11 protein-coding genes are annotated in these 14,692 nt (G+C 66.6%); 6 read left to right on the forward strand and 5 right to left on the reverse strand.

Going from position 1 to position 14,692, the window contains the following annotated elements; genetic code table 11:
- The first annotated feature begins 79 nt into the window (after positions 1–79).
- Positions 80–1,549 carry a benzaldehyde dehydrogenase gene (locus ACFWF1_RS13890; RefSeq protein WP_379290113.1) on the forward strand — a complete coding sequence of 490 codons (1,470 nt, stop codon included), beginning with the start codon at positions 80–82 and terminating at the stop codon, positions 1,547–1,549.
- Between the two features lie 3 nt (positions 1,550–1,552).
- Here the strand turns inward: ACFWF1_RS13890 and ACFWF1_RS13895 are convergent, their stop codons facing one another.
- Entirely contained in the window at positions 1,553–2,428 is an 876-nt protein-coding gene (locus ACFWF1_RS13895; RefSeq protein ID WP_379290115.1) for an LLM class F420-dependent oxidoreductase, read from the reverse strand.
- A gap of 181 nt (positions 2,429–2,609) precedes the next feature.
- On the opposite strand from ACFWF1_RS13895, the gene ACFWF1_RS13900 reads away from it, so the two are divergent.
- A complete protein-coding gene (locus ACFWF1_RS13900) occupies positions 2,610–3,179 on the forward strand; it encodes a hypothetical protein (protein WP_379290117.1) in 570 nt (189 codons plus the stop codon).
- Positions 3,180–3,217: 38 nt separating this feature from the next.
- Here the strand turns inward: ACFWF1_RS13900 and ACFWF1_RS13905 are convergent, their stop codons facing one another.
- The gene (locus ACFWF1_RS13905) at positions 3,218–4,675 is read right to left on the reverse strand and encodes a M20/M25/M40 family metallo-hydrolase (protein ID WP_379290119.1); all 1,458 of its coding nucleotides are present in this window, start codon (positions 4,673–4,675) and stop codon (positions 3,218–3,220) included.
- 223 nt (positions 4,676–4,898) lie between these two features.
- Between ACFWF1_RS13905 and ACFWF1_RS13910 the strand changes: the two genes are divergently transcribed.
- Positions 4,899–5,948, forward strand: a complete 1,050-nt coding sequence (locus tag ACFWF1_RS13910; RefSeq protein WP_379290121.1) for an alpha/beta hydrolase — start codon at positions 4,899–4,901, stop codon at positions 5,946–5,948.
- A gap of 3 nt (positions 5,949–5,951) precedes the next feature.
- On the opposite strand, the gene ACFWF1_RS13915 is transcribed toward ACFWF1_RS13910, so the two are convergent.
- The 3 genes from ACFWF1_RS13915 to ACFWF1_RS13925 all read right to left on the reverse strand — a co-directional run bounded on the left by ACFWF1_RS13915 (position 5,952) and on the right by ACFWF1_RS13925 (position 11,008).
- A complete protein-coding gene (locus ACFWF1_RS13915) occupies positions 5,952–7,385 on the reverse strand; it encodes a protein kinase (protein ID WP_379290123.1) in 1,434 nt (477 codons plus the stop codon).
- Positions 7,386–7,480: 95 nt separating this feature from the next.
- Complete coding sequence (locus ACFWF1_RS13920) at positions 7,481–9,742, reverse strand: TIM-barrel domain-containing protein (protein WP_379290125.1); 2,262 nt, start codon at positions 9,740–9,742, stop codon at positions 7,481–7,483.
- A 120-nt stretch (positions 9,743–9,862) separates the two neighbouring features.
- Positions 9,863–11,008 (reverse strand): lactonase family protein, encoded by a 1,146-nt coding sequence (locus ACFWF1_RS13925; RefSeq protein WP_379290127.1) that lies wholly within the window; start codon positions 11,006–11,008, stop codon positions 9,863–9,865.
- A 404-nt stretch (positions 11,009–11,412) separates the two neighbouring features.
- Here ACFWF1_RS13925 and ACFWF1_RS13930 point away from each other — a divergent pair, with 404 nt between their 5' ends.
- From ACFWF1_RS13930 to ACFWF1_RS13940, 3 genes are all read left to right on the forward strand, one after another.
- Positions 11,413–11,571 carry a hypothetical protein gene (locus tag ACFWF1_RS13930; protein WP_379290129.1) on the forward strand — a complete coding sequence of 53 codons (159 nt, stop codon included), beginning with the start codon at positions 11,413–11,415 and terminating at the stop codon, positions 11,569–11,571.
- Positions 11,572–11,750: 179 nt separating this feature from the next.
- Positions 11,751–13,631 carry a cutinase family protein gene (locus ACFWF1_RS13935; protein WP_379290131.1) on the forward strand — a complete coding sequence of 627 codons (1,881 nt, stop codon included), beginning with the start codon at positions 11,751–11,753 and terminating at the stop codon, positions 13,629–13,631.
- A 47-nt stretch (positions 13,632–13,678) separates the two neighbouring features.
- Positions 13,679–14,608, forward strand: a complete 930-nt coding sequence (locus ACFWF1_RS13940) for a carbon-nitrogen hydrolase family protein (RefSeq protein WP_379290133.1) — start codon at positions 13,679–13,681, stop codon at positions 14,606–14,608.
- Positions 14,609–14,692 lie beyond the last annotated feature (84 nt).

Here is a 14,692-nt window from a genome sequence, read left to right on the forward strand (position 1 = left end):
TTCGGCGAAGCGGAGCCGACTCGTCGGTTCGGTGAAATCATTGGTCGCGAGCGATTTCCGTCGAGAGAGACCGATGACTATGCCCACCCGAACAGACTTGCTCGAGCCGACGACGTGGGCAGGCAAGATTTTCAGCAACGGTTGGCGTGCGGCCGCCGTCACCGCGCCGGTCGTCGAGCCTGCCACCGGAGCCGAACTCGGGCGGATCGGGATCGCGACGGTCGATGACCTGACCGCGGCAACCCGATCCGCGGTTGCGAGTCAACGGGATTGGGCGGCGCAGCCGTTCCACGAACGTGCCGCCGTCTTGCGTCGCGCCGGAGATCTGTTCCAGCAGTACGCCTCCGATCTACAGCACTGGCTGATCCGCGAATCAGGATCGGTTCCCGCCAAGGCGACCGTGGAAACCGATGCGGCAGCTCAGGAATGCTTCGAGGCGGCGGCGCTGGCCTCGACGCCGATGGGCGTGCTGTTGCCCACCGAGTACGACCGCCTCTCGATGACCCGGCGGGTGCCGGTCGGCACGGTCGGGGTGATCGCGCCGTTCAACTTCGCGCTCATCCTGGCTATCCGCTCGGTCGCGCCCGCGCTCGCGCTCGGCAATGCCGTTGTGCTCAAACCGGATTCGCGCACGGCCGTCTCCGGGGGAGTGGCGCTGGCCCGGATTTTCGAGACGGCCGGGCTGCCCGAGGGCGTGCTGCACGTGCTGCCGGGTGGTGCCGATATCGGCGAGGCGTTGGTTACCGATCCGCTCGTCCCGGTCATTTCATTCACCGGGTCCACCGAGGTCGGTCGCCGAGTAGGTGAGTTGGCCGCGCGGCACCTGAAGCGGGTGCATCTGGAACTCGGCGGCAATTCGGCGTTGATCGTGCTCGACGACGCCGACCTGGACGCGGCCGCCGGGCTCGGCGCGTGGGGTTCCTTCCTGCACTCGGGCCAGATCTGCATGGCGACCGGCCGCCATCTGGTGCACGAAAGCCTCGTCGACGACTACATCGCGTTGCTCGCCGCCAAGGCCGACGCGCTCCCGGTCGGCGACCCGGCCACCGAACAGGTCGCGCTCGGCCCGATCATCGATGCGGGCCAGCGCGACAAGATCCACCACCTCGTCACCTCGACCGTCGACGCGGGCGCCGACCTGGCGGCGGGCGGCAGCTATCGCGAGCTGTTCTACCGCCCCACCGTGCTCGCCGGTGTTTCGCCGAGGATGCCCGCGTACGCGCAGGAGGTGTTCGGTCCGGTCGCGCCCGTCCTGTCGTTCCGCACCGTGGACGAGGCCGTGCGCCTGGCCGCCGCCGACGAATACGCGCTCAGCCTCGGCATTGTCACCGCCGACGCGGCCCGGGGACTCGCCCTCGCCGACCGGATCCCCACCGGGATAGTGCATATCAACGATCAAACCGTCAGCGACGAAGCCGTCGCCCCGTTCGGCGGGTTCGGCGCCTCGGGCACCGGCAGCCGCTTCGGCGGCACCGCCGCGAACCTCGAGGCGTTCACCGAAACGCGGTGGATCACCATGCGGCACCGCCCCGCGACCTACCCGTTCTGAGGGTCAGCCGAGTTCGGCGAGCTGCGGGACCGCAGGCGCCATCTTGTCGATCCACGCCGCGGGCGATCCGGTGGTCGGGGTGATGATGACGGCGTGCACGCCGAGCTTCGCGTAATCGGCCATGCTCCGGACGAATTCGTCGCGGGTATCCGGCGTCGGCCGGGGATTGTTGGCCATGATGGTGATCCGGAGCTGGTTGAAATCCCGGCCGACGTCGTCGCAGTGCCGGCGCAGCACGTCCAATTTGTGCTCGATATCCGCAGGCGCGCTGCCGAAGAGGTTGCACGCGTCGCCGTACTGCGCGACCAGCCGCAGCGTCTTGCGCTCGCCGCTGCCGCCGATGAGGATCTTGGGCCGGTTGATCGGCTGCGGCGAGCAGAGCGTCTCGGCCAGCTGATAGTGCTTGCCCTCGAACGGCCCGTTGTTCGCCGGATCCCACATCTGCAGGCAGATGCGCAGCGCCTCCTCCAACCGCTCGAACCGCTCGGCGATCGGCGGGTACGGCACGCCGAGCCCGAGGTGCTCGCGCTCGAACCAGGCCGCGCCGATGCCGAGCGCGGCCCGGCCGCCGGAGAGCACGTCGAGCGTGGTGACGATCTTGGCGAGCAGGCCGGGATGCCGATAGGTCACGCCGGTGACGAGCAGGCCGAGTTGGATGGTCGAGGTGTGCGCGGCCAGGAACCCGAGCGTGGTGTAGCCCTCGAGCATGTTCGACTCGGCGGGCCGCCCGGTCGGCTCGATCTGAAAGTAGTGGTCCATGAACGACAACCAGGTCGCGCCGGACGCCTCGGCCGCGGCGCCCACCCTGGTCAGCTCGCCGGCGATCGCCGCCGTGCCGCCGTCGATGTCGAATATCGGAATGTGAAAACCGAGTTCCATTGAAGGATCCCCTCGTGTGTGGGCGACTCAGAGCCTTCACGCTACGACCTGGAGTGCACTCCAAGTCAAGTGCGGCCGCGAGCCGCCGACGCCGCACATCTCCCACGGTTGCGCGAGCGACGAATGTACGTTCGTAGCAGTTCCCAATCTTTGGGAGCCGGTCGACGAGGAAGTAGGTGCGATGCACTGGGACCAGATGACCGCCACGCCGGACGAACTACGCGAGCACGCGAACCGGGTGCGCCGCGCCGCCGGACAGCTCGGCATGCTCGAGTCGATCATCAATGCGGCCGACGGCCCGTGGCTCGGCGCGATGGATGCCGACGGGCGTGGCGCGGCGGAGCTGAAGATGCATCTCGCCGGGCGCTACCGGCTGACCGCCGTCGTGACGACCGCAGGCAAGCTCAGCCACGTGCAGATGAACGCGCCCGCCGACGGCCTCGCCGGTGAGCGGGTGCTCTCCGCGAAGACGGCGGCCCGGCGCGGCTGGGATGCCACCGAGGAGATGCCCAAGCAGCCGGACTGGCTCGACTACGTCGTGGCTTGGGTGAGCAAGGCCAGCGAAGATGTCGACCGCCGCGGGGTCATCGAATGGCGCCTGTCCGGCGCGGACCAGAAGCTGGCGGCCATGAACGACACCATCGACAGCATGCGCGCCAGCCTGCTGGAACGCGAACAGTTGCGCGACGAACTCGCCGCCGAGGTCGTCGCGCTGCGGACCGAACTCGAATCCCTGGACCAGCCCGCGTGACTCGCCGCGCCCGGTGGGGCGCGGCGGCCGACGGAAAACTATCGGGACAGTTGTTTGATGAGGCGGTAGAGGAATTCGCGGCTGGCATCGAGACCCGCGATCGGTGCTCGTTCGTTCACGCCGTGGATGCGCCCGGCGTCGGCGCTGACCATGAACAGCCCGCTGACGCCGTACATCGGAATCCCTTTGCTGCGCGCGTATTTGCTGTCGGTGGCGCCGGTGGACATGAACGAGCTCACGGCGGCGGTGGGGAACAGTTCCTTCGTCAGCGACGTGACGGCGGTCATGACGTCGCCATTGGTGGGTGAGATGCCGCCTGCCGGATCCACTTTGGGGGTGACGGTCAGCTTGCTGTCGGCGAGGGCCGCCTTCAACTGCTTGTCGATGTCGTCGGGTTTGTCCTGGGGGAGGATTCGGCAGTTGATCGTCGCGTCGGCCGTTTGCGGCAACGCGTTCTCGGCTTCCCCGGCCTTCAGCATGGTGGTCACGCAGGTGGTGCGAAGCTGGGCGTTGTACTCGGGATTCGCCGAGAGCCGATCCACCGCCTCCGGGCTCGGGTTGCCCGCGGCGACCGCGCGCATATCGTCGGCCTCCGGCCCGGTGCGGCCCGCGGCGAGCGCGGCGAAGTTGTCGCGGGCCGGGTCGCTCAGTGAGGACGGAAACCGGTATGCCGCAAGACGATTCAGTGCGGCGGTGAGGGTGTAGATGGCATTGTCGGGCGTCGGCACCGAGCTGTGCCCGCCGGCCGCCTTGGCTTCGACCTGATAGGTGACGTAGGTCTTCTCGGCCACCTGCACGCCCTGCAGGCCGGGCTTGCCGTCGACCAGCAGTGCCCTACCGCCTTCGTTCAGGCCGTATTCCGCGTTCATCAGGTCGAATTTGTTGTCCATCAACCATTTCGCGCCGTTGTCCGTCCCGGCCTCCTCGTCGGCGGTCAGCGCGAGCACGATGTCGCGGTTGGGCTTGAACCCTTCGCGCTTCAATTGGCTCAGGCCGGAAACGAAGGCGGCCACCATGGATTTGTCGTCGATCGAACCGCGGGCGGCATAGAAGCCGTCGGTTTCGGTGAGCTTGTAGGGGTCGGTGTTCCACCCGTCCTCGCGTTTGGCCTCCACCACATCGAGATGTCCCAAGAGCAGCAACGGTTTACGTTGCCCGGTTCCGGTGAAGCGCAGAACGAGGTCGCCCTTGCGCTGGACGGGTTCGAAGATCTGCATATCGCCTTCGGCGAAACCCGCGTCGAGCAGGCGCTGCTTCATCGCGTTCGCGGCGACCGTCGTGCTACCGGTGGAGTGCGAGGTATCGGTTTCCACCAATTGCTTGTATATGTCGTGAAAGAGTTTCGTATTGTCTTGTGCCGGAACGCTCGACGAGCTCGATGCGGAGCTCGTCTCGTTCTTCGAGGCATCGGAGTTGCAGGCTGTTGCGGTGAGCGCCGCGATAAGTCCCAGGGCGGCCACCGAAATGAGCGGATTGCGGCGACTGATTTCAGACACGCCAAGAATTTAACACAAAGCTCAGTACGATGTATCGAGAATGCGCACGTCAGCCCGCGAGTGCTGTTGTGTTCCTGGTGCACGGCTCGGTGTGCCGAGTTCGCGGGACTGCCATCAGCGTGTTTGCTTGACTACCAGGTGAATTTATCCCACAGTGAACCCAATTCCGCGACTGTCGAGTCGCATTCACTTGCTTGCATTCTTTGGGAACGAGAGGTGAGAGTTGCGTACCGAACGACTCGGTCCGGGTTGGGCGACAAAAACCAGCCGATCACTGAGCGCTGTTTTTCTGGCGGCCACTGTCCTGACCGGTCTAGCGATCGGCGCCGCACCGGCCGCTACCGCCGAAGACGGCTTCGCGCCGGGCGATATTCCACTGAGCAGGTATGCCGAGCCCGGGCCTTACGAGACAGCGCAAACCACGGCTACGCACAGCTGCGATTCGTCGCCGTACGGATCAATGATCAACAACACCTGGCGTTTCTGGGGCAATCAGTCGGAACTGCAGTGCACGAATATATTTCCGTCGGGAACGGATTCACCGTTCGGTGTCACCTTCTATTACCCGAAGGACATCGCGAACATGGATCGGCTGCCGGTCGTCGTCTTCTCGCCGGGTACCGGCCAGGAGCCCGGATATTACGACTCCAGTGCTCGCTTCTGGGCCAGCTACGGCTATGTGATCGCGATGCCCTACGACCTGCTCAATTCGACCCCGGAAATGGGACTCGGTGGCGTACAGGCGCTGTCGAATGCCAGCAAGAATCCCGACAGCCCGATGTTCGGCAAGGTGGATCTCGGCCGCGTCATCTTCGCCGGACACTCCGGCGGCGGTGGGGCGACCCAACTCAACGCGAGCCTGCCGCCGGATGTGTGGCACACGGTCGATCCGGACGTGCGGATCATCGGCGCGGTACCCGTCGAGCCTTCGCCGTACGCGCTCGGCATTCTCCTCAACGTGCCGACGCTCTATCTCACCGGCTGTAACGACGCGATCGTCTGGCACTGGTACCACCCCATGTGGACCCAATACCACACCGCCATAACGATTCCGGCCTATCTCGCGTGTATCAGGGGCGGCACCCACATCACCCCGATGGACGATCCGGCACACAATCCGTTCGCGCCGATCACCTTGGCGTGGATGCAATACCTCGCCAAGGGCGACAAGGACGCGGCCAGGTATTTCGTCGGGCCCAACTGGACGCTGCCCGGTGACCCCGGCGTGGAGTACGTGATGCGAAACGCGTTGGCCGACAGTCTCCCTGAATAGGGCTTACCGACGGCCGGAGCCGGCGGTCCGCAACCAGCGGGCCGTCGGCTTGGACAGCGTCAATATCAGCGTCAGTATCAGCAACGCCAATCCCACTGCCATGGTGAAGCCGGTGGTGCCCTTCGGGCTGTCATATTCGAATCGAACCGGGACCAGGCTCGCCAGATAGCCGAGGCACCCCAAAACCACCAGCACCCGGCCGAACCGCCTGCGCGCGAGCAGCAGCACCGCGCCACCGAGCAGCAGCGCCGCCGCGCCTGCGGCCGCTATGCCCGCCGCGGCATAGGGCGCGATGTGCGGGTCCCGAAACTCGATGAGGGCGCGAATGACCCGCACCCGCGGATTCACCACCAGCACCGTGACGACGCAGGCGAGCAGCAACGCGAGCAGGGCGGCACCCATCGCGCGGCCTCGACCACTCGCCGGTACCGGTTGGGCAGCCGACTCGGGCGCAGGCTGGGCAACGGATGTTGGCGCGAGTTTGGCAGCAGGTGCCGGAGTGGGCTTGGCGACCGGTGCCGGCGTCGGTGCCGCCTGCCGACCCGTACCGTTCTGGTTCAACGCCGTCGGCGCTATCCGGTTGGGCGGCGGCGTGATTCGAGCCGGAGCCGCCCGACCGTGCAGCGAATCCCAGGCCACCGAGGTGAACTCGCGGCAGCTGCCGAATCGTTCGTCGCGCCGCTTGGCCATCGCCTTGGCGATCACCTCGTCCAGCGCGGGCGGCGCATCGGGCCGCACCGAACTCAGTCGCGGCACCGGCTTGCTGATATGCCCGGCGACGACCTGCCCGGGATTGGTCGCCGCGAACGGCGCGTGCCCCGCCAGCAGCGTGAACAAGGTGCACGCGAGCGAATACTGATCCGAGCGGTGATCGACCGGCTCGCCGGACAGCTGTTCCGGCGAGGCGTACGCGAGGGTGGCGTTGAACGTCCCGCTCACGGTCAGCTGCGTGTTCGAGTCGAGCAGCCGGGCGATGCCGAAATCGGTCAGCACCGCGCGTTCCGCGCGACCGGTGTCCGGCGACGACAGCAGGATGTTCGCCGGTTTGATATCGCGGTGCAGCACGCCGCGGCTGTGCGCGTAATCGAGCGCGGCCCCGGTCTCGGAGACGATGCGCAGCGCCCGGTCGATCGGCACGTCCCGCGGATTCAACCGGGCGGCGTCGGAGCCGTGGATGTACTGCATGGCGATCCACAGGTGCCCGTCGTGCGTGCCGCGATCATGAATGCCGACGATGCCGGGATGGTCCAGCCGCGCGACGACATTGGCCTCCTGCTCGAACCGCCGCCGCAATTCCGGCTCCGCCGAGACCTCGCGATTGAGCAGTTTGAGGGCGACCCGGCGCGGTAGCCGCGGATGCTGCGCCAAATACACGGTGCCCATCCCGCCCCGGCCGAGCACGCCCTCGATGAGGTAGTCCGCGAATGACTCGTTCACTCCGAGCTGCACCACGCCTACCCCCAACTCCCTTCGAGCACGACAATCCGAGGAGGAGTTAACCACCCTCACTCCGAACACGCACCCTCCGATAATCAGCGCAGCGTCACCGACTGACTGTTCGCCGCGGCGATCGGATCGGTTTTGACGTGGACGACGCCGCCGCGATCCTGCGGGTCGAACCACCATCCGTTGGGCGCGCGATCGAGGTCGGCGCGGCTGGCACGCTGCGTCAGCGGACCGGCGGCGGTCTGGACGGCCTTCGGGGCGGAAGCGGCGTGCACGGTGAGTTCGTAGCGCCGGACGGCGGGCTTGCCCGGGTACGAGCCCGTGCTGGCGCCGATGGTCACCTCGGTCGAACCGGACGCCGAGCGGACCGCGAAGTTCTGCGAGGCTTGTTCGCCGCGCTGGAAGCCTCGGGTCACCCCGTCGTCCTCGACCAGCGTGAAGCTGCCCGCGGCCTGCGGGTAGACGTCCAGATCCAGCACGCTCTTGTCGCGGGTCTGCCACGACTGGGTGCCCTCGGCCCACATCGGCACCACCGCGCCCGCGCGCACGAACAGCGGCAGCGTGTCCAGTGGGGCGTGGTAGTCGTTCACCGTGGTCGGCCCGGTCCAGGTGCGGCCGCTCCAGTAGTCGATCCAGGTGCCCTCCGGCAGGTAGATGCCGTCGCGCTTTTCGGCGTCGTTGTACACGGGCGCGACGAGAAAGTCCTTCCCGGAAAGGAATTCGTAGCGCGCCTGGTCACCCCAGGTCGCGGGATCCTTCGGGTACTCCAGCGCGAGCGGCCGAACCTGGCCGACGCCGGTGCGATTCGCCTCGACCGAGTACGAATACGTGTAGGGCAGCAGTCTTTCCTTGAGCTGCAGGTACTTTCGGTTGATCGAGGTGTAGGGCTCGCCGTAGCGCCACGGCTGCTTGTCGTTGGGCGCCCAGCCGTCCATCGACATGATTGTGGGCAGGAACGCCTTCCACTGCAGGTCGCGGGTGTAGGTGCGCGGGCTGCCGCCGAAGATTCCGTCGACGTCGCCGGTGTTGTAGGCGATGCCGGACATCGTCGAACCCGCGTAGGTGGGGATCTGCCAGCGGATGTAGTCATAGGTGCCGGACTGGTCGCCGCTCCACAACACCGCACAGCGTTGCGCGCCCGCCCAGCTCACCGGCGTCCAGACGAAACCTCGGGCGTCGCTGTTGTCTTCGATGCCACGGTGCGCGCTGTCGCAGCCGTCCAAGGCGAACTGATACCCGCGGCCGACCCAGGCCACGTCCAGCTTGCGCACGCGCACACCGGCTTTCACCTCGTCGGCCTGATGCGGCAGCCCGTTCTCGGTCCACAACCCGAGCTGCATATTGTCCTTGCGCAGCCCCTCGCCGACCTGCGGCAGATTCTCGTAGCCGCAGCCGTAGCCGTCGTTGACCAGCATCCAGCCGTTCGGCATCTGGTTGCGCACATACCCGTCGGCGATGCCGACCGCGTCCAAGGTGTGCCGCTCACCGCGGTTGGCGTTGTGCAGGTAGCAGTCGGAGTCGCCCATCTCCAGCCCGTAGATCGGCGGCAGGAACGGCCTGCCGACCAGCGCGGTGTAGGCGGAGATCACCGACTTGGGGCCGTCGCCGACGACGTAGATCGCGTCGAAGCGGCGTTCCTCGTGCGTGGTGCGCGCCGGATCGGTGAAGGCGTAGTTGCCCGGCGCGAAGGTGTTGCGCAGCACGCCATATCCGTTGCTGGACAGGTAGAACGGCTGGGAGTTCGGCGCGCCGCCGTCGTTCCAGTTGTCGTCGGCGAAGATCTTGATGGTCTGGTCGCGGTGGCTGAACCGCCCGTTCTGCTCGCCGCCGCCGAAGAACTGCTCGTTCTGGGCGCGGCCGAGGCTTTGCGTTGTCGCGGTCTTGGTCCAGGACAGCGGCGCGGACTCGGCCCAGATCTGCTTCGTGTTGGCGCCGTCGTAGAGCGCGAAGCGCAGCGGAGTCTTGTACGCGCGCAAGGTGACACCGGAGGTGGCGATGGCCCAGTAGTCGCCCTTGTCGGTCCGGTGCGCGGCGGCGGGCGGGAGTTTGGTCGGCAGGACGATCTTGTCGCGGGCCGGGTCGGTGAACGTGCCGTCGGGTGCCAGCTGCACGCGCACCGCGCCGGAGTTGGGGAAGCTCACCCGGACCGCGGCCGTACCGGAGCGCATGGTGGTCGTCACGCCGTCGTCGGCGATGCCGCTGAGGTTGCCGAGCCGACCGGCGTCCGCTTCGGCCAGGGCGGTGGGCGCGGCGACCAGGCTGCCCGCCACGATCAGCAAACCCAGCGTGATATGCGTGATCCTGCGTAGGTCGATCACTCCGCCGTAACTGCGATGGGTGCGATTCATGACCAAGTAGAACCACACCCGGCCGCCCAACTCGACTGGGCGCACAACTGGGGACCGGTCCGCCTGACGCGTCAGGCGGTTCGGAATCCGTTGTGCGAGAGAGTGACTCGCGAACCCCCGTTACTCGAACAGCACGCAGGTGGCCGCCGTTGCGTCCAGTGCGGCCGACGGCGCGGCGGGCAGGCCCGTGGTGGGATCGAGGTCCAGCCAGGCCACCGAGTTCGACTTCTGATTGGCCGCGTACAGCCGACGGCCATCCGGGCTCAGCGTCAGATCGCGGGGGAACTTTCCGCCACACGGCGTGCTGCCCACCGGCACCAGCAACCCGCCGACGATGGCGAAGGTCGCGACGTTGTCGTGGCCACGGTTGGCGAGGTAGAGGAAGCGGCCGTCCTTGGCGACCACCGGCGCGGACGGGTAGTTCCGATCGCCGCCGCCGTTCAGATCCGCGGGCAGCGACTGCCCGGCGCGCAGTTCGCCGCGGTCGGCCTGCCAATCGAGCACGGTCACGGTGGAATTCAGTTCGTTGGCCAGAAATGCGTTGCGGCCGTTGGGATGGAAGGTCAGGTGTCGTGGTCCGCTGCCGGGCGTCATCGCGACCCGCGCGTGCTGATTCAGCGTGCCGCCGGCCAGTTCGTAGACGTAAATCGAGTCGATGCCCAGATCCACCACCAGCACCCAGCGTCCGGAGGGATCGATCGATACCTGATGCGCGTGCGGTGCGGACTGTCGATCCGGGTCCGGTCCGCTGCCGGTGTGCTGGACGACATCGGTGACCGCGCCGAGTCGTCCGTCGTCGGCCACGGCGAGCACGCTGACGCTGCCCGACTCGTAGTTCGCGGTCAGCACGTAACGGCCATCCGGGGTGACGCACAGGTGCGTTGGCGCATTGCCTTGCACTGCAACCGTATTCAATACGGTCGGCCGCGCGGGTCGCAGATCGATCGCGGTGGCCGTGCCCGCGCCCGAGCCTTCGTTCACCGCGTACAGATAACGCCGGTCGGGCGAGAAAGCTAGGAAGGACGGATCGGCCACGTCCACCGTGCTTTCCACGGTCAGCCGGCCGGTGCCGGGATCGACGGCGGCGACACTGACACCGGAACCGCCTGCGCCACTGGAGGTATAGGAACCGAGGAACGCGCGAGTCCCATTCGCCGCGCCCGCCGACGCCGGACGTAAGACTCCGGTCGCCACCGCGACACCGACGCCCACCGCGCCACCCATTATTCCGAGCAGACGCCGCCGTCCGAGTTCACCATCGCGCACGGTTTTCTCCTTCCCTCCCGCGGCCGGTCCCGCGTTCGGGTCAGAATGTCGTACGTCACACCAGTCCGCAAGTGGCGCAACATATATTGCATAGTGTGCAATACGGTTCGTGCTCCGTTGCAAGGGGTGGGCAATCTTCGGCCGGTCGCCACGAAAAAGCCTCATCAGCGTTCCCCAGTCCACAGTGGGGAGATCAGAAAACCTGCCGGTCTGCCACCGGCATTCGCTCGGAATGGTGCACGGTGGTCCAACTTCCCCAGTTGAGCGTCTGGACGCGGCGGGGATCCCAGGGGAATCTTGTGGCTGCCAACATCCCATAGTCACGGCACCTGAGCTCAGGTGCTGCTCGGTGTAATACCGTTACAAGACAGGCGGTTTGAGACATGTCGACTCTCCTCAGCGTTATGGACACCGTTAATTACATCGCCACGAGCTCGGGCTCCAGCGATGCGGGCGATTCGCTCAGCGGCGGTGGATCATCGACCGGATCACTCGGCACCGGGCTGGATATCGCCAAGGTCGCCCTGAAACTGCTCAGCCTGCTTGTCGGCAATTTGTCCTGACCGGTAATTCGCGATATTCAGCGCGGCGCCAGCGGTCGCCGCGCTGAATATGCGTGAGCAGTGCCGAGGAAATTCCGCGCGATACCTCCAAGCCCGCTTCCCCCGTTGTTCTCCGGTCGAATCGGCCGACTCTGCCGTTCGGCGATGAGCGGTCGACCGAGCTCGGTAGTGAGGTTCAGATGTCAGTCCTGCATTCGTCCAATCGCTACGTGATGGCGACGATAGTGGCCGTCGGGGTGGCCGTCGCCTCGGTGGCCGTCGCCGCTCCGGCCCTCGCGCACTCGGCGCAGGCCGACTGCGCCGAGACGTTCAATCTGTTCATCCCCGGCACCTGGGAGACCAACGAAAACGCCGATCCCGCACAGCCGATCGGCATGCTCCGGCCGATCGCCGAGGCGATCCAGCGTCAGCAAGGCCCCAAATCCGATATCTACTTCACGCCGTACATGGCCCGTGCCTTCGACAACGGCCACACCTACGCGGATAGCAAGAACACCGCGCTGGTCAATGCCCGCAAGGCGCTGCATGACTACGATAGGCGTTGTCCCGCAGCGAAATTCACGATCACCGGCTACAGTCAGGGCGCGGACGCCGCGGGCGACGTCGCCGCCGAGATCGGCAACGACCGCGGACCCGTGCCAGCGGAGCGGGTCCTGGCCGTCGGTCTCATCGCCGATCCCGCCGCGGGCACCAAGGGCGAAACCGCCGTCGGCCCGCACACCGCGGGCTCCGGGATCGCCGATCCGCGGCCGGCGGGCATGGGCAAGCTCAGCGGTCGAGTCAGTTCGATCTGCGACCCGGGCGACCTGTATTGCTCGATCAAGAAGGGCGACAACCCGTTACTCGGGAAACTCGGCTCGCTGCTGAGCAAGGTGCTCGGCAACTCCAGCATGGCCAAGACCCTGACGGCGAATGTCACCAAGGCCGACCTCCCCGGTCTGGCCGATGCCGTCGACGAGCTGTCCACCAGCCTCACCACGCCGGGCGGCATCAACCTGACCCGCGTCCGCGACACCGCGGCGAGGCTGGAGGTCACCCTCAAAACGCTGGCCGGTCTGCAAGATTCCAGCACCGCCGATCGATTGGCCGCTGCCCCGGCCGGATCCGCCGAGAACAATGCGGGCCAGGTGCTGAGCAAGGTCGAGGAGTCCGACCTGACCGGCGCGGCGACCGCGGTGAGCACGATCGCCGATACCGCAACCAGCCTGTTGGGCCGGGGAATTCGGACGCTCCAAGCGAACTCGCCCGATGCGGCCACGCTGACGATCAAGATCAATGCACTCGTCGGGCAGGTCGCACCGGTGGCCGACCTGCCCGCGGCCCTGCTCAACTCGGCGGCGAAGATCCTGGCGCTGCTGAAACCCACTGTGCTGGTTGACCAGACGCTCGATGTCGTCGCCAACGTCACCGCGCTCGACTTCCGTGCGATCATGGACAATCTCGCGCTGCTGCCGCAGAAGGTGGCGGCGATGGACGCCCAGGGCGCCCATCAGGTCGCCGGTGCGCTGAACAACCAGTTCAAACCATTGGTCGACCTGGTCGCCAGCGCCGACCTGAAGTCGGTCGCGCAGGTGCTGTCGACGGTGCCGAACCCGCAGGGCTACGTCCAGATCGCGACGTCGATGACCGCGATCCTGTCCAACGTCGATGTCATCCGGATGGCGACCCTCGTCGGTCAGATCCAGGAAATCGCGTGGTCGGTGCTGGAGAAACTGGCTCCGCCGCCCGGGCACGCGGCCGACCCGGCCGGTGCCGCCGCCGTGCTGTCCGGCCTGCTGCCGGTCGGTCTAGAGCTGGCCTCGGTCGCGACGGGCCTGCTCACCAGCAACAATTCCCAGCACCTGGACCTCGACGACTTGAGCGGCGCGCTCGCCAAGACCGCGCCGCCGACGCGGGGCATCAACCTGCTTGCCCTCATTCGCGACGGCTTCAGTGCGGCAAGCTTTTTCGCCTCGAACGCACACATCAATTACGGAGCGCTCGTCGTCGACGACTCGGGCCGCAACGCCATCCAGTGGCTCGGCGACTGGATGAACGGGCAGATCGGTGACGGCAATTGAATTCGGCTGAGCCGTTGTGCATCCGGCGATTTGGTTAGTGTCGGGTCATGCGAATTGCTGCGGCGCAGGCACGGCCTGCCTGGCTCGACCCAACGGCCGGAACGAAGATCGTTGTCGACTACTTGACCAAGGCGGCGGCGGCCGGGGTCGAACTCGTCGCCTTCCCGGAGACCTTCTTGTCCGGCTACCCGATATGGCTGGCGCGAACCGGCGGTGCGCGATTCAACAATCCGGCCCAAAAGGCCGCCTACGCTTACTATTTGGATGCGGCGGTCACGCTCGATGGCCCGCACCTCGCCACGGTGCGCGAGGCGGTCGCGGACCTCGGCGTGTTCTGCTATCTCGGCATCACCGAGCGCGTTCGCGGCACGGTGTACTGCACCTTGGTCGCCATCGATCCGGCCCGTGGCGTGGTCAGCGCGCATCGGAAGCTGATGCCGACGCACGAGGAACGGATGGTCTGGGGGATCGGCGACGGGCACGGGCTGCGCGCGCACGACGTCGGCGAGTTCCGGGTAAGCGGACTGTCCTGCTGGGAGAACTGGATGCCGCAGGCTCGGCACGCACTGTATGCCGACGGCGCGACCCTGCACGTCTCCACCTGGCCGGGCTCGGTCCGGAACACCAGGGACATCACGCGTTTCGTCGCCATGGAAGGCCGGGTGTACTCGCTCGCGGTCGGTGCCGTGCTCGACTATGCCGACGTGCCCGCCGATTTCCCGTTCCGCGACGAACTGCTCGCGCTCGACCAGTCGGCGGGCTACGACGGTGGATCCGCCATCGCGGGCCCGGACGGCAGCTGGTTGGTCGAACCCGTGATCGGCGAAGAAAGGCTCGTGATCGCCGATATCGAACCGGCCGAAGTCGCAAGGGAACGACAGAATTTCGACCCGACCGGGCACTACTCCCGCCCCGACGTATTCACGGTGACGGTGGATCGCCGACGGCGGAATGCGGTGACTTTTGTTGAGGGTTAGGAATTTTCGACGCGGGGCCTGAACATCTGCGGTACGGCGGGCGAACTGTAGCGAGTGCGGGTACCGCGGCGGGTTATTGCCAAT

Source organism: Nocardia sp. NPDC060255 (assembly GCF_042727395.1).
Taxonomy (GTDB): domain Bacteria; phylum Actinomycetota; class Actinomycetes; order Mycobacteriales; family Mycobacteriaceae; genus Nocardia.

Bases quoted from the DNA above. Each gene is read 5' to 3' on its own strand.
- ACFWF1_RS13900 (WP_379290117.1), top strand. From the start codon at position 2,610: ATGCACTGGGACCAGATGACCGCCACGCCGGACGAACTACGCGAGCAC.
- ACFWF1_RS13890 (WP_379290113.1), top strand. From the start codon at position 80: ATGCCCACCCGAACAGACTTGCTCGAGCCGACGACGTGGGCAGGCAAG.
- ACFWF1_RS13940 (WP_379290133.1), top strand. From the start codon at position 13,679: ATGCGAATTGCTGCGGCGCAGGCACGGCCTGCCTGGCTCGACCCAACG.
- ACFWF1_RS13930 (WP_379290129.1), top strand. From the start codon at position 11,413: ATGGACACCGTTAATTACATCGCCACGAGCTCGGGCTCCAGCGATGCG.
- ACFWF1_RS13935 (WP_379290131.1), top strand. From the start codon at position 11,751: ATGTCAGTCCTGCATTCGTCCAATCGCTACGTGATGGCGACGATAGTG.
- ACFWF1_RS13895 (WP_379290115.1), bottom strand. From the start codon at position 2,428: ATGGAACTCGGTTTTCACATTCCGATATTCGACATCGACGGCGGCACG.
- ACFWF1_RS13920 (WP_379290125.1), bottom strand. From the start codon at position 9,742: ATGAATCGCACCCATCGCAGTTACGGCGGAGTGATCGACCTACGCAGG.